We start from the raw sequence: 23,304 nt of genomic DNA on the forward strand, positions 1-23,304 counted from the left end.
GTGCTGAAGAGTATGAAAAAATCATTCTACCACCGTTTCAGCGACTTTATCGAGGGAAAGGGATTTTACATCGTCCTGGCTCTCTGCATTGCGGCCATCGGCGTTTCAGGCTGGTTCCTGTTCTCCTCTCTCACCGGAGAGGAGCCGGCCGACCCCGTGGGCGGAAAGGCCAGCATCACGGTGACCCCCGCTCCCACATCCACCGTCCAGGCTCAGAAGCCCACCGTGACCGCGGCGCCCCGTCCCACAGCCACGGTGCCCGCCGCAGCGGCCGCAACGCCCTCGGCCACACCCCAGACCACCCCCACGCCTGCCAGCGCGCCTACGTCCCTCTCCTGGCCCGTCCAGGGGGAGGTGCTGACCGGCTACACCGTGGAGGCTCTGGCCTATGACACCACCATGGGTGACTGGCGTACCCACGCCGGGGTGGACATTGCTGCCGCCGCCGGTACCGAGGTCCGTGCCCCTGCCTCCGGTGTGGTGGCCCAGGTGACGGAGGACGCCATGATGGGCACCACCGTGGTCATTGACCATGGCGGCAATCTGACCACTACCTGCTCCAACCTGGCTGCTGTGCCCACCGTAGAGGTGGGAGACAGCGTCACCGTGGGGGATGTGATCGGTTCGGTGGGCAGTACAGCCATCGCCGAAAGCGCCCTGCCCAGCCATCTCCACTTCAGCGTGGAGCGGGAGGGCACCAGTGTGGACCCCATGGAGCTGCTGAATCATTGAGCAAAAAGGAACGCGCTGCCTCAGGCAGCGCGTTCCTTTTGTTGTACAGTTACCGGTGCAGACCGTCGCCGCTGCGGCTGATCTTGACCACCAGAGAGCTGAGGGCCAGCAGGCCGATCAGGTTGGGCAGTACCATCAGTCCGTTGAACATGTCGGACAGGGACCACACCAGGTCCACCTTCTGGGTGGAACCGATGACGATGAAGACCACCACGATGACGGCGTACACCTTGACGGCGCCCTTGCCGAAGAGGGCCTTCACGTTGAGTTCGCCGAAGAAATACCAGCCGATGATGGTGGAGAAGGCGAAGAACAGCATGCAGATGGCCACGAAGGCGTTGCCGAAGGAGCCGAAGGCGGCGTTGAAGGCGGCCTGAGCCAGAGCGGTGCCCTGGAGGGGACCGTTCACCGGCTGGAGCATGCCGGAGGACAGGATGACCAGTGCGGTCAGGGTGAGCACGATAAAGGTGTCGATGAAGACGCCCATCATGGCGATGACGCCCTGGTCCTGGGGCTTCTCCACCTTGGCCATGGCGTGGGCGTGGGGGGTGGAGCCCATACCGGCCTCGTTGGAGAAGAGCCCCCGGGCCACGCCGTACCGCATGGCCTCCCGCATGGTCAGGCCCAGAGCGCCGCCCAGCACCGCCTGGGGGTCAAAGGCGCACACAAAGATGGAGCGCAGGGCGGAGAGCAGAGCGTTGTGGTTGATGCACAGGATCACGATGCAGCCCACGATGTAGAACAGGGCCATGATGGGAACGATCTTCTCGGTGAAGGAGGCGATGCGCTGCACGCCGCCCAGGAAGATGAAGGCGGCGATGACCGCCACCACGATGCCAACCGCCAGCTTGGGGATACCGAAGGCGGTGTGGAAGGCGTCGCCGATGGAGTTGGACTGGACCATGTTGCCCATAAAGCCCAGGGCCAGGATAATGGCCACGGAGAAGAAACTGGCCAGGAACTTGCCGAACTTCCCCTGGAAGGCGGCCCGGATGTAGTAGATGGGGCCGCCGGTGACGTGACCGTCCTTGTCTACGGTGCGGAACTTCTGGGCCAGCAGGGCCTCAGAGTAGATGGTGGCCATGCCGAAGAAGGCGGACAGCCACATCCAGAAGATGGCGCCGGGGCCGCCGGAGTAAAGGGCGGTGGCGCAGCCGGTGATGTTGCCGGTGCCCACCTGAGCGGCGATGGCGGTGGTCAGGGCCTGGAAGGAGGACATGCCTTCCTTGCCCGCCCGGGCGCCCTTCAGGGAGAATCCGCCGAACAGCCGGCGCATGCCCTCCCCGAACTTACGCAGCTGAACAAAGCCCAGCCGCACCGTAAAGTAGATGCCGGTGGCCACCAGCAGGAACAGCAGCGCGTAATCCCACAGCACGGTGTTGACCGCGCCCACCAGTCCTTCGATCCATTCCATTGTACTCTCTCCTCTTTCCGTTGGGATTGCGGCAAAGAAAAGAGCCAAACCGCACACACTACGGTTTGGCTCTGAAATACAGCACAAAGACATCCGGTCTGAACCGGATGTCGCTGCGATCCACTCTGTCCTTTTGCCTGAGAGATTCGTGCTCCTGCGAGCGCGTTGCACCTTCGGCATCCCCGCTGGGGGGACTTCTCCAGAGCCACATCCATCCACAGTCTTCATTTCCCGGGGGAAACACCTGAGAGTTTTGCTCCTTCGGCAAGCCTTGCGGCTTTTTCCTGTGGACTTCCCTTGTCGCTATACGGCGGACGAATGTCCGTCCGATTTGATAAGCAGAACTATAACACGGTAAAGCGGTGTTGTCAAGCACTTCCAGGGAAAAAGAAACAGAAAATAAAAATAGGAAAGGCAACCACCGAAGTGATTGCCTTTCCTGGTACGGCTGAAGGGATTCGAACCCCCGACCTTTTGGTTCGTAGCCAAACACTCTATCCAACTGAGCTACAGCCGCATATCAACTGAAGTTTTATTTGCTCTCGCTGACAGCTCATTTATATTAGCACAGGTTCAGACAGAATGCAAGAGGAAAATTGAAATTTCTCGAAAAAATTTTTGGGAGGGCTATTTCTTCCCCTCCTGGGCGATGATGCGCTCCAGGCAGCCCATCAGGTCGGCCATGGTCTCCAGCCGGATGCCCATGCTGAGGATGTGCTCCCGCAGGTGGGGCGGCATGGAATCAAACTGAGGGCGGATCGCCGGGTCCACGTAAGCCATTGTATCACCTCCTCCGGCAGGTCTGCCTTCTCAGTATAGCCAGCCCGGGGGAAAAGGATACAGCAGGCATCAAAAAACGCGCCCCTGAAAACAGAGGCGCGGGAGTTTTGGTCTGTTCCCCACAGGGAGCGATTGCCGCCCTGCGGGGAACAGTGGGTAGTGCGTTGAAAAGAGAGAAGAGAGGAGGAGTAATGTCTTTGTTATCTTTGGTATCCTGACGCATCTTATGATATCAGATTCCCACCTGAAGTGGTGAACCCTTTCGGAACTTACTGTGAACGAATTATGAACGAGTGGGTTTGCTACAGCAGCGTGATAAAGGCGCTGTTGGCCCACCCCACCATGCCGTCCAGCTTCACCACGTACCAGTCCTCCCACTGGTTGAGCACGGTGAGGCGAGTGCCGTCGTAGGCCTTGGCCAGTACGGCGGCAGTGGTAGCGGGCTTATCCCGGATGTTCAGATAGCCCCAGGAGACGTCCACCACGGCGGAACGGGGGGACTGAGGCTCCAGGAAGGGCAGGCCGAAGTACTCTGTCAGGGAGAGCACGATGTTGCGGGCGATGGCATCCAGATTGTTCTGCACCCAGGCGGCGTCGTCGGGGTTGTCGTGGTAGCCCAGCTCCAGGAAGACAGCGGGGGCCCGCACCCGGCGCACCTCGCCGATGGAGGTGGTGGACTCCGCCCGCACCTTGTTGGGCAGCGGGTAGATGGTTTTGAGGCCGTTGGCAATGAGCTGAGCGGCCCGTTTGCCCTCGGCGGAGCCTGGGTAATAGAAGACCAGAACGCCCCGTGCCTGGCCGTACTGCTCCTCAGGAGCGGCGTTGGAGTGGAGGGCCAGGTGGAGATCGTAGTTCCCCGCGTTGGAGGCCCGGATGGAGGACAGGGCGGTCATATCCGGGGTATTGCGGGAAAAACGGATGCCGGCGGCAGTGAGGTAGGGCTCCATGGCGTCGGCCAGGCGGTTCATCCACTCCTCTTCTGTGCCGCCGTTCACATACAGGTTGTTCTCCTGGGTGGAAGGGGAGAGGTAGATAATGGGCATAAAAATGACCTCCTTTTTGCCCATCCTATGCGCAAAAGGGAGGTCATGACAATGGAAGAAGCGCCGGTCAGCCCGCTTCCTTGGGGGAGGACTCCAGGCTGTGGCGGATGTAGTTGGGTACCTCCTCCGGAGGCAGACACAGGGAAACAGACAGCTCGCCGTACAGCAGTTCCTCCGCCCGCTTGCGGTAACGCTCCTCCACCTTGCCGGGGCGGCGGCCCTGCTTGCGGGCAGCGGTATCCTTGGTGTGGATGGCCTTGAGCAGCCGGACCAGATCGGTACACCGGTTGGACTGGAAGGCGTTTTGATAGCTGTGGATCAGCAGCTGAGTGTTGTTGCCGCCGATGGGGTCGCCGCAGATGGAGGGGAACTGCTGGATCAGGGCGTCCGCCTCGCTTTTGGTCAACACCGGGCGCATGGATACCGGGGCATCCACCGGGGCGTAGATGGTTTCAGTGCTGTAGAGCGGCCGCAGGGTGTAGTAGGTGCGCTGGGTGCCGGTCTTTGCAGCCTGAGTGCCGATCGCCGCCACCTGGCAGACGCCGCTGGTGCCATAGACGATATAATCTCCAACCTGATACATGGGATCCTCCTTTCTGTTTCTTCTATTTTAGCATTTTTTGATGCGATTTTCCAGGAATCAGAAGTAGAAATGCAAAACTTTATGCACTTTTATGAATATAGAAGGGCGCGTATTTGTGCACAACGCGCAGGAGGACGACAAAAAGGCCTGCCCCGGCATCCCGGGGCAGGCCTTTGAAGAGACATATGTAAAAGACTCAGTCCACCTTGGGACCGGCGGCTACCAGAGCCTTGCCGGCGTCATTGGTGGTGTACTTGGCGAAGTTCTTCACGAAGCGGGCGGCCAGATCCTTGGCCTTGGTGTCCCACTCGGTGGGATCGGCGTAGGTGTTGCGGGGGTCCAGAATATTGGTGTCCACGCCGGGCAGCGCGGTGGGAACGGCCAGGTTGAAGTAGGGGATGGTCTTGGTCTCCGCCTTCAGAATGGAGCCGTCCAGGATGGCGTCGATGATGCCGCGGGTGTCCTTGATGGAGATGCGCTTGCCGGTGCCGTTCCAGCCGGTGTTGACCAGGTAGGCCTTGGCGCCGGACTTGGCCATCTTCTTCACCAGCTCCTCACCGTACTTGGTGGGATGGAGCTCCAGGAAGGCCTGGCCGAAGCAGGCGGAGAAGGTGGGGGTGGGCTCGGTGATGCCCCGCTCGGTGCCGGCCAGCTTGGAGGTGAAGCCGGACAGGAAGTAGTACTCGGTCTGCTCCGGGGTCAGGATGGACACAGGAGGCAGCACACCGAAGGCGTCGGCGGACAGGAAGATCACGTTCTTGGCGTCAGGGCCGGCGGACACGGGCCGGACGATCTTCTCGATGTGGTCGATGGGGTAGGAGACACGGGTGTTCTCGGTGACGGAGCCGTCGTCAAAGTCGCACTTGCCGTTCTCGTCCACGGTGACGTTCTCCAGCAGGGCGTTGCGCTTGATAGCGTTGTAGATGTCGGGCTCGGACTCCTTATCCAGGTTGATGACCTTGGCGTAGCAGCCGCCCTCAAAGTTGAAGACGCCGTTGTCGTCCCAGCCGTGCTCGTCGTCGCCGATGAGCAGACGCTTGGGATCGGTGGACAGGGTGGTTTTGCCGGTGCCGGACAGGCCAAAGAAGAGAGCGGTGTTCTCGCCGTTCATGTCGGTGTTGGCGGAGCAGTGCATGGAGGCCATGCCCTTCAGGGGCAGGAAGTAGTTCATCATGGAGAACATACCCTTCTTCATCTCGCCGCCGTACCAGGTGTTCAGGATGACCTGCTCCCGGGAGGTGAGGTTGAAGACCACGGCGGTCTCGGAGTTGAGACCCAGCTCCTTGTAGTTTTCCACCTTGGCCTTGGAGGCATTGTAGCAGACGAAATCGGGGGTGAAGTTCTCCAGCTCCTCAGCGGTGGGCTGGATGAACATGTTCTTCACGAAGTGGGCCTGCCAGGCCACCTCCATGATGAAGCGGATGGCCATGCGGGTGTCCTTGTTGGTGCCGCAGAACACGTCCATGACGTACAGCTTCTTGTTGGACAGCTCCTGGATGGCCAGAGCCTTACAGGCCTCCCAGGCCTCCTTGGAAGCGGGCTTGTTGTCGTTCTTGAATTCGTCGGAGGTCCACCACACGGTATCACGGGAGGTGTCATCCATAACGATGAATTTGTCCTTGGGGGAGCGGCCGGTATAGATGCCGGTCATGACGTTAACGGCGCCCAGATCCGTGACCTGGCCCTTGTCATAGCCTTCCAGGTCGGGGCGGGTCTCCTCCTGGAACAGGACCTCATAGGAGGGATTGCGGAGGATCTCAGTGACGCCGGTGATGCCGTATTGATTCAAATCAATGTTTGCCATAATGCATGACCTCTTTCCCGTATTGATCTCTCAGGGGCTCCGATGGGGCGGACAAACCCTGGAACTGCCAAATGCTATGCACTAATCATACACAGATTTGGATATAATGTCAATTCCTCTATCTCGTGCGATTTTGCAATTTTACATTTCGACAGTTTCAAACTGCCCCGTTCGGAGTTGAAGATTCAGCCGCCCAGGGACTGGATGGCCTGGGCCAGAGCGGCAAATTCCGGGATGCCCAGACGCTCGCCGCGGACGCTCTCCGGCAGTCCGGCATCGGCGATGGCCTGCCGCAGCTGGTCCTTGCTCAGCCGGTCGCCGAAGGCGGCGGACAGGCCGTTGAGCAGGGTCTTGCGGCGCTGGGCGAAGGAGGCCTTCACCACCTGGAAGAACCGCTTGTCGCTGACCAGGGTCTGGGCGGGCTCGGTCCGGGGGACCAGGCGGATCACCGCCGAGGTCACCTTGGGAGCGGGCAGGAAGCACTCCGGGGGCACCTCAAACAGGTACTCCGGTGTGGTGTAATACTGGCAGAAGAGAGAGAAGGCACCGTAATCGCTGGTGCCGGGCTCGGCACAGATCCGCTTGGCCACCTCCCGCTGGATCATCACCGTGATGGAGGCAAAGCAGCCCGCCTCAATGAGGGCAGTGATGACGGGGGTGGTGATGTTGTAGGGCAGGTTGGCGCAGGCTACGGGCGTGAGCCCGGGGAACTGTTCGGCGGCCAGGGTGGCCAGATCCAGCTTCATGGCGTCCCCGGGGATGACGGTTACGTTGTCATAGGGGGCCAGTGTCTCCCCCAGAATGGGCAGCAGATCCCGGTCCAGCTCAATGGCGGCCACCTTGCCCGCCCGCTGGGCCAACTGGACGGTGAGGGGGCCGATGCCCGGACCGATCTCCAGGGCGCCGCAGGTCTGGTCGGCGCCGGAGGCATCGGCGATGTCCCGGGGGACCCAGCCCTGAATGAGAAAGTTCTGGCCCATGCTCTTGGAAAAGCGGAAGCCGTGGCGGCCCAGCAGGGCCTTGATGTCATTGCTGTTGCAGAGATCCATAATCCACCTCGCACACGTATTGACATCAGTATACGGGAAACCGGCCCAAAATACAAGCCTACCGCCGGGGAAGCAGGACGGTGAAGGTGGTGCCGCTGGTGGCACTGCTGGCCACCGAGATCTTGCCCCGGTGGGTCTCCACAATGCTCTTGGCGATGGCCAGCCCCAGGCCGTAGCCCCCCTGGCTCCGGTCCCGGGAGGGGTCCGCCCGATAGAAGCGCTCAAACAGGTGGGGCAGGTGCTCCGGGGGGATGGGCTCGCCGGTGTTGTGGACGGTAAGGCGCAGCTTGTCCTGCTGCCGGGCCAGGGTGACAGTGACGGCGGGATTGGGGGGACCGGCATATTTTACCGCGTTGTCCAGCAGGATGCGGACCATCCGCCGCAGCTGCCCCTCGTCCCCCGTCAGGGTCAGGCCGGGCTCCAGTTGGGACTCCAGGGAGACCCCCGCTTCGAAGGCCACCGACTCAAAGGGGAGCAGACAGCCCTGGATCAGCTGGCACAGATCCACCTGGGTGGGGTGGGAGGCCAGCCGGGCGTTGTCCGACTTGGCCAGAAAGAGCAGGTCCTCCACCAACCCTTTCATCTGGCGGGCCTCCTCCTGAGTGTAGCCCAGCCACTTGGCCTGGGTGGAGACCGGTTCGTCCGGGTGGGCCAGTACAATGCCGGTGTTGGCCAGGATCACGGTGAGGGGGGTCTTGAGTTCGTGGGAGGCGTCGGCCACGAACTGCCGCTGCTGCTTCCAGGCCTTCTCCACCGGCCGGAGAGCCAGGGAGGAGAGGAAGAGCCCCACAAAGAAAAAGGCGGCCATGGCCAGCAGCCAGATCAGCAGACAGGACAGCAGCAGGGTACGCATGGTGCTGCTTTCCCAGGTCTGGTCTGCAAAGGCGATACGGGTGGTCCCCTCCGGGGTGTGCTCCATCAGAAAGCGCAGGCCCAGGCTGGGGAGCACCCCCCGGTCTTGCCTAGTGGCCAGGGCCTCCTGAGCGGCCTGCAGGGCGGTCTCCTCCGATACATTCACCTGCCCGCCGTCGTTGATGTCTGTGACCTGCCCGTCCTCCAAGGTGACGGAAAAGACGGGGATCAGAGAGGCGTTGCGGTCATTACCCGATTTCCCGCCCTCCAGGTCGGGCACGCCGATCTCAAAGCGGGGCGGCGTTTCGCCGTCCTGGCGGCTGAGCACCATGTAGAGGGCGGCGGTGCTCTGATTTTCCAGCCGCCGGGCGTTGGAGGCCAGCAGCAGCATCAGCACCACCGTCAGCACAAGCCCCACCAGCAGCAGGTTGATGAGGATAAAGCGCCACCGCAGCCGCTTGATCATGAGACAGGCACCTCCAGATAGTAGCCCACCTTACGCACCGTGCCAATACCCACGGTGGACTCCAGGAAGAGAAGCTTTTTCCGCAGGAAGGAGATGTAAACCTCCACGTTGTTGTCCTCCGCGTCTGACTCCAGGCCCCACACCCGGGCGATGATGTCCTCCTTGGGCACCACCGAGCGGGGGTGGACCATCAGCTGCCGCAGCACGTCAAACTCCTTGAAGCCCAGCCGCACCGATTTGGAACCGCACCGCAGGCAGCGGGTGGACAGCTCCAGGGGGAGGTCCCCGGCCAGCGGATGCTCGCCGATGACCTCCCCCTGGCGGCGGGTGAGGGCCCGTACCCGGGCCAGCAGCTCCCCGATGTCAAAGGGCTTGGTCATGTAGTCGTCGGCACCGTGGTCCAGTCCGGCGATCTTGTCGGGCATCTCATCCCGGGCGGTGAGCATCAGAATGGGGGTGGACACATGGGCGTGGCGCAGCCGGCTGGCCACCTCAAAGCCGTCCAGCTTGGGCAGCATCACGTCCAGAATAATGACGTCGTACTGTCCGGTAAGGCCGTAATCCAGACCGTCCGCCCCGTCATACACCACATCGGCCTGATAGCGCTGCTCGGCCATGATCTGCCCCAGGGCCTCCGCCAGCCGCCGCTCATCTTCAACAATCAAAACTCGCATTTGTAGGTTCCTTTCTTGTGTGGATTCAGGTTTGCTGCTCCAAGGATACCTTTCCATCCTGAAATTTCTCGGAAAAGATTATAGTAAAACGAAACAAAAAAAGGTTTTACAGAGTGTTAACAAAATGGATTGACAGCCCGATATATTGGTGATATGATTTTGATATCAAAAAGAGAACGGAGGTGCTCACATGAAAGAGAAGATTTTGGACGGCAAGAAAAAGGGCATGCCCATGCTGCTGCTCATTCTGGCCTTGTATGTGGTGGCGGTAGCGGCCCTGATCTGGGCTGCCATTCGGGAGGAAGCCGCTGAGTCCGCCTGGTTCGGCGGGCCCGATCCGCTGGCCATTATGGTGATGGTGGTGTGTATCGCCTGGCTGGCCCTGGGCTGGATCTTCCTGTGCGGTCTGAAGGTGCTCAAGCCCCAGGAGGCCCTGGTGCTCACCTTGTTCGGCAAGTACATCGGCACCCTGAAGGGGGAGGGCTTCTACTACGTCAATCCCTTCTGCTCCGGCGTCAATCCCGCGGCCCAGACCAAGCTGAACCAGAGCGGCGATGTGGACGGCGGTAAGGCGGAGAAGAAGGCGGAGGCCCAGGCCGCCGGCAAGAAGATCTCCCTGAAAATCATGACCCTGAATAACAACCGGCAGAAGATCAACGACTGCCTGGGCAACCCGGTGGAGATCGGCATCGCCGTCATGTGGCGGGTGGTGGATACCGCCAAGGCGGTGTTTGATGTGGACAACTACAAGGAGTACCTGTCCCTCCAGTGTGACAGCGCCCTGCGCAATATTGTGCGCATTTATCCCTACGACGTGGCCCCCAACGTGGACACCACCGGCGACGGTGTGGCTGACGAGGGCAGCCTGCGGGGCTCCAGCGAGGTGGTGGCCGCCCGCATCAAGGAGGAGATCCAGAGCAAGGTGGCACAGGCTGGTCTGGAGATCATTGAGGCCCGCATCACCTACCTGGCCTATGCCCCCGAGATCGCCGCGGTCATGCTCCAGCGCCAGCAGGCCAGCGCCATCATCGACGCCCGCAAGATGATCGTGGACGGCGCCGTGGGCATGGTGGAGATGGCTCTGGAGCGGCTCAGCGAGAAGCAGGTGGTGGAGCTGGACGAGGAGCGGAAGGCCGCCATGGTGTCCAACCTGCTGGTGGTGCTCTGCGGCAACCGGGACGCCCAGCCGGTGGTCAACTCCGGCAGCCTGTACTGATATGGCGGCGGACGGCAAGAAGCAGGTGCCCCTGCGCCTGTCCCCCAAGCTGTATGCGGCCATTGCAGCCTGGGCGGAGGACGATTTCCGCTCGGTGAACGGGCAGATCGAGTATCTGCTCACCGAGTGCGTCCGGCAGCGCAAGAAGAACGGAAAATATGTGTCTGACCAGATCGACGTGCCTCCGGAACTGGATATCGAATGAAAAAAGGACGTGCTGCCATGGCAGCACGTCCTTTTTGATTGGGTTTAGGCCTCGGCGGAGCCCAGGCGGATCTCCGGCATCAGCTCTTTGCTGATGATGGTGAGCATCTCCTCCAGCTTGGCGCACTCATCGGGGGTGAAGCGTTCCCGCATCCGCTCGGTGACCACATGAACGTAGTCGTTGCTGATGTTGTAGTACTCCTTGTACTTCTGGGTCACCTGCAGGTGATATTCCCGCTTGTCGTGCTCCGACTGGATCTTCTGAACATAGCCCTTGCGGATCAGACTGTTGATCTTGTAGGCCGCGTTGGGGGGAGAAATGCGCATGAAGGAGGCAAACTCGTTGATGGTGGGGGACCCCAGTGCCTGAATGGTCTCCATGGCGAAGGTCTCCACCGTGGTCAGACTGGCCTCCCGATTCTGAAAGCGCTCAAAGATCTCCTGGTAAAAATGAAGTTTGAATTTCGTATACACAATCTCAAATTTTTCTTCCAGCATGCCCGCGCCTCCGCAAAACAGTATCTTTTTCATCCGTATTATAGCAAAAAGCGGAGGGAAGGGCAATCAGGAATCCTTGCCCAGGACGAGGGTGAGCTCCGCCGACACGGCCAGGACGCCGTCTACCGTGGCCTTCGCCTCTGCCACGGCTACGGGACCTTTCTGCTTGGTGATGACGCACTCCAGCTCCAGCACGTCGCCGGGGGTGACCTGACGGCGGAACCGGGCGTTCTTGATGCCGCCGAAGAAGCCCAGCTTTCCTTTGTTCTCCGGCAGAGAGAGCATAGCCACAGCCCCCACCTGAGCCAGAGCTTCAATAATGAGCACGCCGGGCATCACATGGTACTGGGGGAAGTGGCCCTGGAAGAAAGGTTCATTGACGGTGACGCACTTGATGCCCTTGGCCCACTTGCCCGACTCGCCGTCCACGATGCGGTCCACCAGGGCGAAGGGGTAGCGGTGGGGCAGGATCTCTGCAATCTGATTGGAGTTCAGTTCCATAGCGTTTAACCCTCCCACTTTTTGAACAGGACGCAGGCGTTGTGACCGCCAAAGCCCAGCGAGTTGGACAGCACGTACTCCACCTGAGCCTCCCGGCCCTCGTTGGGCACATAGTCCAGATCGCAGGCGGGATCGGGCTCCTGATAGTGGATGGTGGCGGGCAGATAGCCCTCCTTCAGGGTGAGGGCGGAGAAGATGGCCTCCACCGCGCCGGCGGCGCCCAGCATGTGGCCGGTCATGGACTTGGTAGAGCTGACCGCCAGCTTGTAGGCGTGGTCGCCGAACACCGTCTTGATGGCGTCGGTCTCGCCGGAGTCGTTCAGGGGGGTGGAGGTGCCGTGGGCGTTGATGTAGCCCACCTGCTCGGGGGCCACGCCGCCGTCGGCCAAAGCCTGGGCCATGGCCCGGGCGCCGCCCTCTCCGTGGGGGGCGGGGGCGGTCATGTGGTAGGCGTCGCAGGTGGCGCCGTAGCCCACCACCTCAGCGTACACCTTGGCCCCGCGGGCCTTGGCGTGCTCATACTCCTCCAGCACCAGGATACCGGCGCCCTCGCCCATCACAAAGCCGGAGCGCTGGGCGTCAAAGGGAATGGAGGCACGGTTGGGGTCGTCGCCCACGTGGAGGGCCCGCATAGTGGTAAAGCCGCCCATGGACAGGGGGGTGACAGCAGCCTCAGCGCCGCCGCACAGCATCACCTCGGCGTAGCCGTCCCGGATGTGGCGGAAGGCGTCGCCCACGGCGTTGGAGCCGCCGGCGCAGGCGGTGACGGGGCAGGTGCACATGCCCTGGAAGCCAAAGGCGATGGCGATGAGGCCGGCGCCCATGTTGGCGATGGTGGAGGGGATGTAGAAGGGGGAGGCCCGGTCAAAGCCCTTCTCGGAGCAGCGCATCTGCTCACTCTCGGTGAGGGCGATGCCGCCCACGCCGCTGGAGACAATGACGCCGCAGCGGGTGCGGTCCAGGGACTCCAGGTCCAGGCCGCTGTCAGCCACCGCCTCCTTGGCGGAGGCCATGGCCAGCTGGGAGAAGCGGGCCATGTGGCGCACTTCCTTCTTGTCCAGCACGGAGGTGGGGTCCCAGTCCTTGACCTCGGCGGCCAGGTGGACCTTCTGAGCGGAAGCGTCATAGTGGGTGATGGGGGCGATGCCGCACACCCCGTCCCGGACGGCCTGCCAGGTCTGAGCCACGTTGTGGCCCAGGGGGTTCACGGTCCCCATGCCGGTAATGACTACTCTGCGTTTTTCCATAATTGATTATATTCCTCCTAATAGAGATAGGCGGTTAACGTATTGTCACGGTTCGCCTGTTCGCGACGCCCGGCTTCCCTCCGTCTCGGGCTGGTCTGCGGGCCGCAATGCGGCCCTGCGCTCGCCCTCGCTCCGGTCCATCCGGGCTGCTCACGACGGCTTACCGCTTCTTCATCACATGCCCATTCCGCCGTCGACGGAAAGGACCTGCCCGGTGATGTAGGATGCCTCATCAGAGGCCAGGAAGGCCACGGCGGCGGCCACATCCTCGGGAGTGCCGGCCCGGCCGACGGGGATGGTGGACAGCATGGCCTCCCGGGCGGCCTCCGGCAGAGCGGCGGTCATGTCGGTGGCGATGTAGCCGGGAGCCACCGCGTTGACGGTGACGCCACGTCCGCCCAGCTCCTTGGCCAGGGACTTGGTCATGCCGATGACGCCCGCCTTGCTGGCGCAGTAGTTGATCTGGCCGGGATTGCCCCGGAGAGCCACCACGGAGCTCAGGTTGATGATGCGGCCGTAGCGGGCCTTCATCATGGGCCGGGCGGCGGCCTTCATGCACAGGAAGGCGCCCTTCAGGTTGGTCTCGATGACCGCGTCGAAGTCCTCCTCCTTCAGCATCATGGCCAGGTTGTCCCGGTTGATGCCGGCGTTGTTCACCAGGATATGGAGGCCGCCCAGCTCTTTCACGGCGGTGTCCATCAGGGTCTTCACAGCGGCGGGGTCGGCCACGCTGCCCTGGACGGCACGGGCTTCCACGCCAAGCTCCTTAAGGGCGGCCAAAGTCTCCTCAGCGGCGGCGGTGTTGCCGGCGTAGGAGAACACCACGTTGGCCCCACGGCGGGCCAGCTCCAGGCAGATGGCCTTGCCGATGCCCCGGCTGCCGCCGGTGACCACGGCGATTTTTCCATTCATGCTCATACAGTTATCCTTTCAAAGCGGCGGAGAGGGCCTCAATGTCGGCGCAGGTCTCCACGGCGTAGGTCTTGATGGAGGGAGCGGTCTTCTTCACAAAGCCGCTGAGGGCCTTGCCCGGCCCGATCTCCACGATGGTGTCCACACCCAGCGCCTCCAGACGGCGGATGGTGTCCTCCATGTAGACGGAGGACTGGACCTGCTTCTCCAGCAGGGCGGGGATGGTGTCGTTCTCGCCCATCTCATGGCCCAGGCAGTTGAAGAGCACCGGGAAGGCCATCTGGCCAAAGGTGACGCTCTGGAACTTCTCCCGCAGGGCGTCGCCGGCGGGATGGAGCAGGGAGGTGTGGAAGGGGCCGCTGACCTTCAGGGGCAGGCAGCGCTTGGCGCCCAGTTCCTTGGCCAGGGCGGAGGCCTTGTCTAGCGCCTCCTTCTGACCGGCAATGACCAGCTGGCCGGGGCAGTTGTAGTTGGCGATCTCCACCACACCGGCGTCAGCGGCCTGGTCGCAGGCCTGCTGCAGCTTCTCCCGATCCAGGCCCAGCACGGCAGTCATACCGCAGGCCATACCGGCGCAGGCGGAGGCCATGGCCTTGCCCCGGAAGGCGGCCAGGGAGATGGCCTGGGCGGGGGTGAATACCCCGGCGGCCTGGAGGGCGGAATACTCGCCCAGGCTGAGACCGGCGGCGTAGTCGGGGGTGATGCCCAGCTGGGAGAGAATGGCGGTCATGCCGGCGGCAAAGGCCACCATGCAGGGCTGGGTGTACTCCGTCTGGTTCAGCACCCCGTCGGGGTCGGTGAAGGAGACGGTTTTCAGGTCAAAGTCCACGTCGGCACTGTCCAGCACCTCTTTGAACACGGGGTGGGCCTCATAGAGGTCGGCGCCCATGCCGGGGTGCTGGCTGCCCTGTCCGGCATACAGAAACGCGAGGCTCATACGTTCAGTCCTTTCACAACGGCCTGACAGCCGCTCATCATGTCCTCAAAGATGGCCCGCAGGGGACGGACCTCCTTCACCATGCCGGCCACCTGACCGGCCATAAAGCTGCCGGTGTCCAAATCGCCGTCAAACACGGCCCGGCGGAGGGAACCCAGAGTCAGCTTCTCCATCTCCTCCAGAGGCAGGTTCTGCTTCTCCATGCGCAGGTACTCCCGGGCCATCTTGTTCTTGAGCACCCGGACGGGGGCGCCGCCGGTGCGGCCGGTGACAGTGGTATCGTTGGCGCCCGCCTTCACCACGGCCTGCTTGTAGTTGTCGTGGATGGGGCACTCCTCGCTGGCCAGCAGGCAGGTGCCGATCTGCACGCCGCAGGCCCCCAGGGCGAAGGCGGCGGCCATCTGACGGCCGTCGGCAATGCCGCCGGCGGCGATGACGGGCACGCTCACCGCGTCCACCACCTGAGGCACCAGGGCCATGGTGGTCATCTCGCCCACGTGGCCGCCGCTCTCGGTGCCCTCGGCGATGATGCCGTCAATGCCATAGCGCTCCAGACGCTTGGCCAGGATGGGGGCGGCCACCACGGGGAAGACCTTGATGCCAGCCTCTTTCCAGGCGGGGACGTACTTGCCGGGGTTGCCGGCGCCGGTGGTCACCACCTGGACGCCCTCCTCCACCACGACCTTGGCCAGATCCTCGATGTGAGGATTCATCAGCATCAGGTTGACGCCGAAGGGCTTGTCGGTGGAGGACTTGGCCACCTGGATCTCATGGCGCAGGGCGTCGGCGTCCATGCCGCCGGAGCCGATGAGGCCCAGCGCACCGGCATTGGACACGGCGGCGGCAAAAGCGCCGGTGGCCACGTTGGCCATGCCGCCCTGGATGATGGGGAATTCGATCCCCAACAGTTCGTTCAGTTTCATAGTAAGCTCCTTATCAAAGAAACGGGCGGCGTCCTCGACGCCCCGCCGTTTTATGCCAATTCCAAAAGGGCTCCCGCCCAGGTCAGACCGCCGCCGAAGCCCACGCACAGGGCCTTCTGGCCGGAGGTCAGCTGGCCGGAGGTGACCAGCTCATCCAGCAGCAGGGGCACGCTGGCGGCGGAGGTATTGCCGGTGCGGGCGATATTGCCGGTGCACTTGGCCGGATCGGCTCCCAGCTTTTTCACCGCGAAGTCGATGATGCGCTGGTTGGCCTGGTGGAACACAAAGCGGTCCACATCGTCCAGGGTGATGCCCGCTTTCTCCACCACCTGACGGGCGCAGTGGGGAAGGGCCTCCACGGCGAAGCGGAACACCGCCTTACCGTCCATGTGGATGTAGGAGGGATCGGTGCTGTTGGCACCGGGCACATACAGAGCCTCCTGATTGCCCCGGCAGCCCAGCACGGCGTGGAGGGAGGGATAATCTTCCCGCCACTCCACCACGGCGGCTCCGGCGCCGTCTCCGAAGAGAACGCAAGTGCCACGGTCGGTGAAGTCGGTGATGCGGCTCAGAGCCTCCACGCCCACGATGAGGCCGTACTTCCGGGCGGAAGCGGCCAGCAGGCATTCGGCAGTGTGGAGGGCGTATACAAAGCCGGAACAGGCGGCATTCAGGTCAAAGCACACCGTGTCCTCCGGGAAGCCCAGATCCCGCTGGAGGATGCAGGCGGCGGCGGGGGTGAGAAAATCCTGGGACAGGGTGGCCACGATGCACACCCCGATCTGCTCCGGACCGATGCCGGAACGCTCCAGAGCCTGCTTGGCGGCGGCCAGACACAGGGTGGTGTGGCTCTCCCCCTCGGTGCAGTGGTAGCGGCTGCGGATGCCGGTGCGGCTGGCGATCCACTCGTCGCTGGTGTCCACCCGCTTGGCCATGTCGTCGTTGGTCACCGCCTGCCGGGGCAGGGCGGAACCGGTGCTCAGCAGTTTGATTCCGTTCATGGGCGCTCCTTTCTCGGGGCCTTGCTGCCCATCAGGCGGAATTTTTTGTAGCGCTGGGTGGCCAGCGCCTGGCCGTTCATCTTGTTGAGGGCGGCCAGCTCCTTCACCAGGACGGCGTCCAGCGCCTTGCAAACCCGGTGCAGGTCGGTGTGGGCACCCTCAGGCGGTTCGGGGATAATGGCGTCGATGACGCCCAGCTCCAGCAGGTCGGTGGCGGTGAGCTTCATCACGTCGCAGGCCTCGTCGCTGCGGGAGGAGTCCTTCCACAGGATGGCGGCAAAGCCCTCGGGGGAGAGGACGGAGTAGACGGCGTTCTCCAGCATAAGCACGCGGTTGCCCACGCCCAACGCCAGGGCGCCGCCGCTGCCGCCCTCGCCGGTGACCACCGAGATCACCGGGACGGTGAGGGCGGAGGAGAGCGCCAGGGTACGGGCGATGGCCTCGCCCTGGCCCCGGGCCTCGGCCTCCAGGCCGGGGTAAGCGCCGGGGGTGTCGATGAAGGTGATGACGGGGCGGCGAAACTTCTCCGCCTGCTCCATCAGCCGCTGGGCCTTGCGGTAGCCCTCGGGGGAGGGCATGCCGAAGTGGTAGGCCAGGTGCTCCTCCAGGGTGCGGCCCTTCCGGTGGCCGATGACGGTGACCGGCTGGCCATGGAAGAGGGCCACGCCGCCCAGGATGCTGCCGTCGTCAGCGCACAGGCGGTCGCCCCGCTGTTCAAAGAAATCGGTGAAGAGGGCGGAGATGAAGTCGGCGGTGCCCGGCCGGTCCTGATGGCGGGCCAGGGCCACCCGCTGGGCGGGTGTGAGATTATTTGCCACGGTCGCTCCCTCCTTTCCCGTGGAGTTTCAGCAGCTGGATCAGGGTGTCCCGCAGCTGGGCCCGGGGGACGATGGCGTCCAGGAAGCCGTGCTCCAGCAGGTACTTGGCGCTCTGGAAGCCCTCGGGCAGCTTCTCGCCGATGGTCTGCTCAATGACCCGGGGCCCGGCAAAGCCGATGAGGGCGCCGGGCTCGGCCAGCATGATATCGCCCAGGCTGGCAAAGCTGGCGGTGACGCCGCCGGTGGTGGGATGGGTGAGCACGGAGATGTACAGCCCGCCCTTGCGGGAGAACCGCTCCAGGGCGGCGGAGGTCTTGGCCATCTGCATCAGGGACAGAATGCCCTCCTGCATCCGGGCTCCGCCGCTGGCGGAGAAGAGGATGAGGGGCAGCTTATATTTTTCGGCGTACTCCACCAGCCGGGTGACCTTCTCGCCCAAGGCGGCGCTCATGCTGCCCATGAAGAACCGGCTGTCCAGGGCGCCGATGGCCACCTTCTGGCCGTTGATGCGGCCGGTGGCGGTGACCACGCCCTCGTTCATGCCGGTGCGGCGGCGGGCCCCCTCCAGCTTGGCGGCATAGCCGGGGAAGGACAGGGGATCGTTGGAGGACAGGGCGGGCTCCAGTTCCCGGAAGGTGCCCTTGTCCAGCACCAGGCTCAGCCGGTAGTAGGCGCCCACCGGGTAGTGGTGGCCGCACAGGGGGCAGACATACCGGGCCATGACCAGATCCCGGCGGCGGAAGGTGCCGCCGCAGGCAGGACAGGTCTCCTCGGTGTGGGCGGGGACGGGGGAGTTGCCTCGGAGAGCCTTCAGGGAGAGCAGCTTCTGGCGCCGCTGGGCAAAGACGTTGCTCATGCCTTAGGTTCCTCCTCTCCGCTGCGGCTCCAGGCCAGCAGGGTGTCCATGTTGGCCTCCAGGTAGCCGGTGGTGTAGTTGCCCCGGATGAAGTCGGGGTGGTGCATGATCTGGTGGAGCAGATCGGTGTTGTTGGCAGGACCCTCGATGATGAGCTCCTCCAGAGCCCGGCGCATCCGGCGGATGGCCTCCAGCCGGGTGGGGGCGTGGACGATGAGCTTTGCCATCAGAGAGTCGTAGTAGGGGGGCAGGGTGTAGCCGGTGTACAGGCCGGTGTCCACCCGCACGCCGCAGCCGCCGGGCAGGTGCACGAAGTCGATCTTGCCGGGGCAGGGCCGGAAGTCGTTGGCCGGGTCCTCGGCGTTGATGCGGCACTCAATGGCGTGGCCGTTGAGGGTGACCTCCTCCTGGGTGTGGGAGAGAGGCAGGCCGGCGGCAATGCGGATCTGCTCCCGCACCAGATCCATGCCGGTGACCAGCTCGGTGACCGGGTGCTCCACCTGGATGCGGGTGTTCATCTCGATGAAATAGAAGTTGCCCTCCTGGTCCAGCACGAACTCAATGGTGCCGGCGTTCTCATAGTGGGCAGCCTTGGCGGCGGCCACGGCGGCGGCGCCCATCTTCTCCCGGAGCTCGGGGGTGAGGGCCTTGGAGGGGGACTCCTCCAGCAGCTTCTGGTTGCGCCGCTGGATGGAACAGTCCCGGTCGCCCAGCTGGATCACGTGGCCCTGGGAGTCGGCCAGGATCTGAAACTCGATGTGCCGGGGGTTGAGGATCAGCTTTTCCAGATACATCTCCCCGCTGCCGAAGCAGGCCACCGACTCGCTGCGGGCCTCCTCAAAGAAGGGGATCAGCTGGTCGGGCTCGAACACCCGGCGCATGCCCCGGCCGCCGCCGCCGGCGGCAGCCTTGATGAGCACGGGGTAGCCGATGGAGTCGGCCAGAGCCTTGGCCTCCTCGGCGGTGTCCACCGCCCCGTCGGAGCCGGGGACCACCGGCACACCGGCGGCCACCATCAGCTTGCGGGCGGCGGCCTTGTTGCCCATGGCCCGGATCACGTCGCCGGAGGGGCCGATGAAGGCAATGCCCGCCTGGGCGCAGGCGTCGGCAAAGTCGGCGTTTTCAGACAGGAAGCCGTAGCCGGGGTGGATGGCGTCGCATCCGGTGGCTTGGGCCACGGTGAGAATGGCGTCCACATTTAAGTAGCTGTCCGCCGAGCGGGCGGGGCCGATGCAGTAGGCCTGCTCCGCCAGCTGCACGTGGAGGGCTTCGGAATCCGCCTGGGAATAGACCACAACGGGCTCAATGTCCAGCTCCCGGCAGGCCCGGAACACCCGGACGGCGATCTCGCCCCGGTTGGCGATCAAAATACGCTTGAACATGGGCTCACCCTTCCCGATAGCGGATGAGGGGATCGCCGAAGGACACCAGCGCCCCGTCCTCCTGGAGAATGGCCTCGATGGTGCAGTCACAGGGGGCGTGGACCTCGTTCATCATCTTCATGGCCTCCATGAGGCAGACGGTCTGCCCCTTCTTCACTTTGTCGCCCACCTGAACAAAGGGAGCGGCGTCGGGGGCGGAGGCGGCATAGAAGGTGCCCACCAGGGGGGCGGTGATGCAGGGACCCTCGGTCTGAGCTGCAGGGGCGGGAGCGGCAGCCGCAGCGGGTGCGGGCACACCGGCAGGAGCGGCGGCGGGGAGGACGGCGGCGCCGCCCTTGCCCAGCTCCAGGGTGCAGTCCTTGGTAGTCAGCTTGAAGGTAGTGATGCCGCTGGCGTCAAAACGGGCCATCAGCTCAAAGATTTCTTGGTTGGTCATAGCGGCTCCTTTCGGAAAAAAGGCATCGGTTTGCACCGATGCCCGTTTTCTTCCTCATTACTCAGCGTGATCCTCGATGTACTTCATCAGGTCGCCCACAGTCTTCATGTTGGGCAGGTCCTCGTCGGCGATGGTCACGCCGAAGGCCTCCTCCAGAGCCATGGACAGCTCCACGGCGGCCAGGGAATCGGCCTCCAGGTCCTCGGCCAGACGGGCCTCGGGGGTCACCTTGTCGGCGTCGCAGCTGAGGGTTTCCACAATGATATCCTTAATCTTCTCGAAATCCATGATAATGCTCCTCACAAACTAATTCAAAAAATTTAGTTAAATTATTTTACTTAAAAATTTTTAAATAAAATAATTTAAGCATATTTTAGCAGGCGGCGCGGATTTGTCAAGACTTTTTTTGGAAACCACAGGGGTCAAATTTAAGCGAGGACGGGAAAATGACCGGATTTGGATCAAAAAATCCCCTGCGGCGGGAGGCCGCAGGGGAGATTGGGGGTAAGTAACCGCCCCGGATGGGGCGGCGCGGGGTTCAGCGGCAGCAGCGGCAGCCGCAGGAGCTGTCGTCGTCCTCCTCCTGGGTGTTGCCCCACAGGAAAGCGGGGATGGTGAGATACACCGGCAGGCCGGTGCCATTCCCGGACTCCATGGAGATGGAGAGGTTGGAGAACAGGGAATTGTTATTCCCGTTGTTCTCGGAGGAGGAGCAGCAGCCACAGCAGCGGCAGCAGCAGCGATTCCGGTTGTTACAGCACATAATGAAGTACCCCCAATCAAATTCGTGACGGGCGCTTGCCCCTCACAGTCCCAGTATACGCCGGGGGCGGGGCGGAGGTACCAAAAATAAAAAAGCGAGACAGCCATAGGCTGTCTCGCTTTGGCAGCGGGAGAAGGATTCGAACCCTCACATACAGAGTCAGAGTCTGCTGTGCTACCCTTACACAATCCCGCTATTTCGTTGTCGCACTCGCAAGCGCAGGTGTTATTATAGCAAAAGCAGAAAAAAAGTCAATAGGGAATTTGAAAAAAATTAAAAAAATTTGTGGGCCGGGAAAACCCGGCCCACGGGAAAGGGATCAATGACGGTTGGGATCACCGGTCTTATCCTGGGGCTGCTCCTGCTTCTTGCTCTGGGGATGCTTGCAGTCCTGGGGAGCAGGGTTCTGGTTGCGGGACTTCTTCTGGTCGTTGTACTGGTTCTGCATTGCGCTCACCTCGCTTTCACCGTTCTTAGCTTGCCCGCTTTTTTCCTGGTGTATGCAAAAACTTTGTAATTTTAGGGATACCAACCGGGAACAGCTTATGGTATAATGCTCTGTGTATAGCCACTATATGTTGGCGGGGGACAAACCCGCCGCAGGGAGATAGAAGGAGGTCTGCCGCTGTGAAGTGCCCGTACTGCGCCCACCCGGAGAGCAAGGTCGTGGATTCCCGTCCCTCGGACGAGGGCTCCAGCATCCGCCGCCGCCGGGAGTGTCTGGCCTGCCATAAGCGCTTTACCACCTATGAGACCATGGAGAGCCTGCCCCTGATGGTCATTAAAAAGGACGGCAGCCGCCAGACCTTTGACAAGACCAAGCTGCTCAACGGCATGATCCGGGCCTGTGAGAAGCGGCCTGTGGCCTTTGCCACTTTGGAGGAGATGGCCAACGAGATCGAGCAGGTCCTCCAGAACGAGATGGACCGGGAGATCCCCACCGCCCGCATCGGCGAGCTGGTGATGGAGCGGCTGAAGGGCGTGGACGAGGTGGCCTATGTCCGCTTCGCCTCGGTGTATCGCCAGTTCAAGGATATCAGCACCTTTATGGAGGAGCTCAATAAGCTGCTGGCGGAAAAGTGATGTGAATGGAGAAGAGGAGGGGACGCTGCGGCGCCCCCTCCTGCCCATTTACAGGACATTTTTCAGGGTGAGCTGCTCGGCCTCGCTGAGCAGCCCGATCTGGGTGACCAGCCGGGCGTTGGCGGCGGCGTACTCCCCGTACTCCCGGCTCTCCAGCAGGGCCAGCACCTCCTGAAACCCCGCATAGATCTGGTCGGTATCGGCGTGGCGCAGCAGAACATGGAGGTAGACGTCCCGACCGCTCCAGGTCTGGAGGGCCTCCTGGGTGAGAGAATTGGCCTCCTCCCAGCGGTCGGCCCGGGCCAGGTCCTGAGCCTGCTCCAGGGAATGGGTGAGCCCCCGGGTGAAGCCTCCCAGGGACCAGGTGTGGAGCAGGGTGCCGCACAATAGGGCGGCCAGCAGGGCAAGCGCGATCCAGAGCCGCTTCATTGGCCCACCTCCTTTTCAATGAGACAGACCTGGTTGGTCTCATCCACCGTCATCAGGAACACATCCTGGACCCGGTCCACCTTGTGGGATTTCAGCTGCTTTTCCAGCCACTGGTCATTGAAGCCTCGGGTCAGCAGATTGCGGCGGATCAGCCGGCCATCGTTGATAAGCACCACCGGCAGGCCGGGCTCCGGCAGATGGAGGTCCAGGTCCTGAGCGGTGGGGGGCTGCTGGGCGGCAAAGGGAAGGACGGACAGCTGGCCGTTGGTCTCCAGAATGGCGTATTTAACGGTGGACAGGTCGGTGACCCCCTTCATCCGCAGCTCCTCCATCAACTCATCCAGGGTAAAGCGGTTTTTCCGCATCTCCCCCTGGCGCAGCTTGCCGTTTTCCACGATGATGCTGGGCCGTCCGCAGAGGACCGCCCGGAATTTGACGCTCTTCATGGTGAGCACCGACAGGGCCATGGTCAGGCACAGCAGGGTGAGAATGGGGATAAGGCCGGTGAGCAGGGGAATGCCGAAGTCCTGCATGGGGACGGCGGCCAGATCGGCGATGAGCAGAGCCAGCACCAGCTCGGAGGGCTCCAGCTCCCCCACCTGGCGCTTGCCCATGAGCCGGATGCCGGCGATGATAAAGACGTAGAGAATGATGGTGCGCAGGAACGCGATGACCATGCAATGACCTCCCGTGACAGCGAT

The 23,304-nt window shown here is 62.7% G+C and carries 28 protein-coding genes, 2 tRNA genes and 1 riboswitch; of the genes, 4 read left to right on the plus strand and 26 right to left on the minus strand.

The window, feature by feature from the left end; all coding sequences use genetic code 11:
- Positions 1-12 precede the first annotated feature (12 nt).
- Positions 13-732 (plus strand): M23 family metallopeptidase, encoded by a 720-nt coding sequence (locus J9789_RS02280; protein WP_209341879.1) that lies wholly within the window; start codon positions 13-15, stop codon positions 730-732.
- 49 nt (positions 733-781) lie between these two features.
- On the opposite strand, the gene J9789_RS02285 is transcribed toward J9789_RS02280, so the two are convergent.
- The 9 genes from J9789_RS02285 to J9789_RS02325 all read right to left on the minus strand — a co-directional run bounded on the left by J9789_RS02285 (position 782) and on the right by J9789_RS02325 (position 9,397).
- Positions 782-2,146: a sodium:alanine symporter family protein gene (locus tag J9789_RS02285; protein ID WP_209341881.1), complete on the minus strand. Its 1,365-nt coding sequence runs from the start codon at positions 2,144-2,146 to the stop codon at positions 782-784.
- Positions 2,147-2,261: 115 nt separating this feature from the next.
- A riboswitch (glycine riboswitch) is annotated at positions 2,262-2,359 on the minus strand.
- A 227-nt stretch (positions 2,360-2,586) separates the two neighbouring features.
- Positions 2,587-2,663: transfer RNA gene (locus tag J9789_RS02290), tRNA-Arg, on the minus strand.
- Positions 2,664-2,773: 110 nt separating this feature from the next.
- Entirely contained in the window at positions 2,774-2,926 is a 153-nt protein-coding gene (locus J9789_RS02295) for a hypothetical protein (RefSeq protein WP_209341883.1), read from the minus strand.
- A 302-nt stretch (positions 2,927-3,228) separates the two neighbouring features.
- Positions 3,229-3,969, minus strand: a complete 741-nt coding sequence (locus J9789_RS02300) for an N-acetylmuramoyl-L-alanine amidase (RefSeq protein WP_209341885.1) — start codon at positions 3,967-3,969, stop codon at positions 3,229-3,231.
- 67 nt (positions 3,970-4,036) lie between these two features.
- A complete protein-coding gene (locus tag J9789_RS02305; protein ID WP_209341887.1) occupies positions 4,037-4,552 on the minus strand; it encodes a CarD family transcriptional regulator in 516 nt (171 codons plus the stop codon).
- Positions 4,553-4,748: 196 nt separating this feature from the next.
- Positions 4,749-6,356, minus strand: a complete 1,608-nt coding sequence (gene pckA / locus J9789_RS02310; protein ID WP_209341889.1) for a phosphoenolpyruvate carboxykinase (ATP) — start codon at positions 6,354-6,356, stop codon at positions 4,749-4,751.
- A gap of 185 nt (positions 6,357-6,541) precedes the next feature.
- Positions 6,542-7,405, minus strand: coding sequence for a 16S rRNA (adenine(1518)-N(6)/adenine(1519)-N(6))-dimethyltransferase RsmA (rsmA, locus tag J9789_RS02315; RefSeq protein ID WP_209341892.1), 864 nt, complete (start codon positions 7,403-7,405; stop codon positions 6,542-6,544).
- A 58-nt stretch (positions 7,406-7,463) separates the two neighbouring features.
- Positions 7,464-8,723: a HAMP domain-containing sensor histidine kinase gene (locus tag J9789_RS02320; protein WP_209341893.1), complete on the minus strand. Its 1,260-nt coding sequence runs from the start codon at positions 8,721-8,723 to the stop codon at positions 7,464-7,466.
- On the minus strand, positions 8,720-9,397 hold the full coding sequence (locus J9789_RS02325) for a response regulator transcription factor (RefSeq protein ID WP_209341894.1): 678 nt from the start codon (positions 9,395-9,397) through the stop codon (positions 8,720-8,722). Before J9789_RS02325 ends, J9789_RS02320 begins: the two co-directional genes overlap by 4 nt.
- A gap of 190 nt (positions 9,398-9,587) precedes the next feature.
- On the opposite strand from J9789_RS02325, the gene J9789_RS02330 reads away from it, so the two are divergent.
- Positions 9,588-10,613, plus strand: coding sequence for an SPFH domain-containing protein (locus J9789_RS02330; protein WP_209341900.1), 1,026 nt, complete (start codon positions 9,588-9,590; stop codon positions 10,611-10,613).
- Position 10,614: 1 nt separating this feature from the next.
- Positions 10,615-10,818, plus strand: a complete 204-nt coding sequence (locus J9789_RS02335; protein WP_209341902.1) for a PTS ascorbate transporter subunit IIC — start codon at positions 10,615-10,617, stop codon at positions 10,816-10,818.
- 44 nt (positions 10,819-10,862) lie between these two features.
- Here J9789_RS02335 and J9789_RS02340 read toward each other — a convergent pair whose 3' ends face one another.
- The 15 genes from J9789_RS02340 to J9789_RS17240 form a co-directional block, all read right to left on the minus strand.
- The gene (locus tag J9789_RS02340; RefSeq protein WP_209341904.1) at positions 10,863-11,315 is read right to left on the minus strand and encodes a MarR family transcriptional regulator; all 453 of its coding nucleotides are present in this window, start codon (positions 11,313-11,315) and stop codon (positions 10,863-10,865) included.
- A gap of 66 nt (positions 11,316-11,381) precedes the next feature.
- A complete protein-coding gene (gene fabZ / locus J9789_RS02345; RefSeq protein ID WP_209341906.1) occupies positions 11,382-11,816 on the minus strand; it encodes a 3-hydroxyacyl-ACP dehydratase FabZ in 435 nt (144 codons plus the stop codon).
- A gap of 5 nt (positions 11,817-11,821) precedes the next feature.
- Positions 11,822-13,063: a beta-ketoacyl-ACP synthase II gene (gene fabF / locus J9789_RS02350; protein ID WP_209341914.1), complete on the minus strand. Its 1,242-nt coding sequence runs from the start codon at positions 13,061-13,063 to the stop codon at positions 11,822-11,824.
- Positions 13,064-13,237: 174 nt separating this feature from the next.
- The gene (fabG, locus tag J9789_RS02355; RefSeq protein WP_209341915.1) at positions 13,238-13,981 is read right to left on the minus strand and encodes a 3-oxoacyl-[acyl-carrier-protein] reductase; all 744 of its coding nucleotides are present in this window, start codon (positions 13,979-13,981) and stop codon (positions 13,238-13,240) included.
- A gap of 4 nt (positions 13,982-13,985) precedes the next feature.
- A complete protein-coding gene (fabD, locus tag J9789_RS02360) occupies positions 13,986-14,912 on the minus strand; it encodes an ACP S-malonyltransferase (protein WP_209341916.1) in 927 nt (308 codons plus the stop codon).
- The gene (locus J9789_RS02365; RefSeq protein ID WP_209341917.1) at positions 14,909-15,835 is read right to left on the minus strand and encodes a DUF561 domain-containing protein; all 927 of its coding nucleotides are present in this window, start codon (positions 15,833-15,835) and stop codon (positions 14,909-14,911) included. Before J9789_RS02365 ends, fabD begins: the two co-directional genes overlap by 4 nt.
- Positions 15,836-15,885: 50 nt before the next feature.
- Complete coding sequence (locus J9789_RS02370; protein ID WP_209341919.1) at positions 15,886-16,836, minus strand: beta-ketoacyl-ACP synthase III; 951 nt, start codon at positions 16,834-16,836, stop codon at positions 15,886-15,888.
- Entirely contained in the window at positions 16,833-17,654 is an 822-nt protein-coding gene (locus tag J9789_RS02375; RefSeq protein ID WP_209341921.1) for an acetyl-CoA carboxylase carboxyltransferase subunit alpha, read from the minus strand. Before J9789_RS02375 ends, J9789_RS02370 begins: the two co-directional genes overlap by 4 nt.
- Entirely contained in the window at positions 17,644-18,510 is an 867-nt protein-coding gene (gene accD / locus J9789_RS02380; protein ID WP_209341923.1) for an acetyl-CoA carboxylase, carboxyltransferase subunit beta, read from the minus strand. Before accD ends, J9789_RS02375 begins: the two co-directional genes overlap by 11 nt.
- Positions 18,507-19,892: an acetyl-CoA carboxylase biotin carboxylase subunit gene (gene accC, locus J9789_RS02385; protein ID WP_209341925.1), complete on the minus strand. Its 1,386-nt coding sequence runs from the start codon at positions 19,890-19,892 to the stop codon at positions 18,507-18,509. The genes accD and accC overlap by 4 nt, the downstream gene beginning before the upstream one ends.
- 4 nt (positions 19,893-19,896) lie before the next feature.
- Complete coding sequence (gene accB / locus J9789_RS02390; protein WP_209341927.1) at positions 19,897-20,328, minus strand: acetyl-CoA carboxylase biotin carboxyl carrier protein; 432 nt, start codon at positions 20,326-20,328, stop codon at positions 19,897-19,899.
- A gap of 57 nt (positions 20,329-20,385) precedes the next feature.
- Positions 20,386-20,616, minus strand: coding sequence for an acyl carrier protein (gene acpP / locus J9789_RS02395; RefSeq protein WP_087339930.1), 231 nt, complete (start codon positions 20,614-20,616; stop codon positions 20,386-20,388).
- A gap of 250 nt (positions 20,617-20,866) precedes the next feature.
- Positions 20,867-21,091, minus strand: a complete 225-nt coding sequence (locus J9789_RS02400; protein WP_209341929.1) for a hypothetical protein — start codon at positions 21,089-21,091, stop codon at positions 20,867-20,869.
- Between the two features lie 121 nt (positions 21,092-21,212).
- Positions 21,213-21,286: transfer RNA gene (locus J9789_RS02405), tRNA-Gln, on the minus strand.
- A gap of 124 nt (positions 21,287-21,410) precedes the next feature.
- Positions 21,411-21,539: a hypothetical protein gene (locus J9789_RS17240; RefSeq protein ID WP_280842567.1), complete on the minus strand. Its 129-nt coding sequence runs from the start codon at positions 21,537-21,539 to the stop codon at positions 21,411-21,413.
- Between the two features lie 179 nt (positions 21,540-21,718).
- On the opposite strand from J9789_RS17240, the gene nrdR reads away from it, so the two are divergent.
- Positions 21,719-22,174: a transcriptional regulator NrdR gene (gene nrdR / locus J9789_RS02410; protein WP_209341940.1), complete on the plus strand. Its 456-nt coding sequence runs from the start codon at positions 21,719-21,721 to the stop codon at positions 22,172-22,174.
- Positions 22,175-22,222: 48 nt separating this feature from the next.
- On the opposite strand, the gene J9789_RS02415 is transcribed toward nrdR, so the two are convergent.
- Both J9789_RS02415 and J9789_RS02420 read right to left on the minus strand, forming a co-directional pair.
- Positions 22,223-22,603, minus strand: a complete 381-nt coding sequence (locus J9789_RS02415) for a DUF4363 family protein (protein WP_209341941.1) — start codon at positions 22,601-22,603, stop codon at positions 22,223-22,225.
- Complete coding sequence (locus J9789_RS02420; RefSeq protein ID WP_209341943.1) at positions 22,600-23,280, minus strand: DUF421 domain-containing protein; 681 nt, start codon at positions 23,278-23,280, stop codon at positions 22,600-22,602. The genes J9789_RS02415 and J9789_RS02420 overlap by 4 nt, the downstream gene beginning before the upstream one ends.
- Positions 23,281-23,304 lie beyond the last annotated feature (24 nt).

It is taken from the genome of Flavonifractor sp. AGMB03687 (assembly GCF_017811815.1).
Lineage (GTDB): Bacteria > Bacillota > Clostridia > Oscillospirales > Oscillospiraceae > Flavonifractor.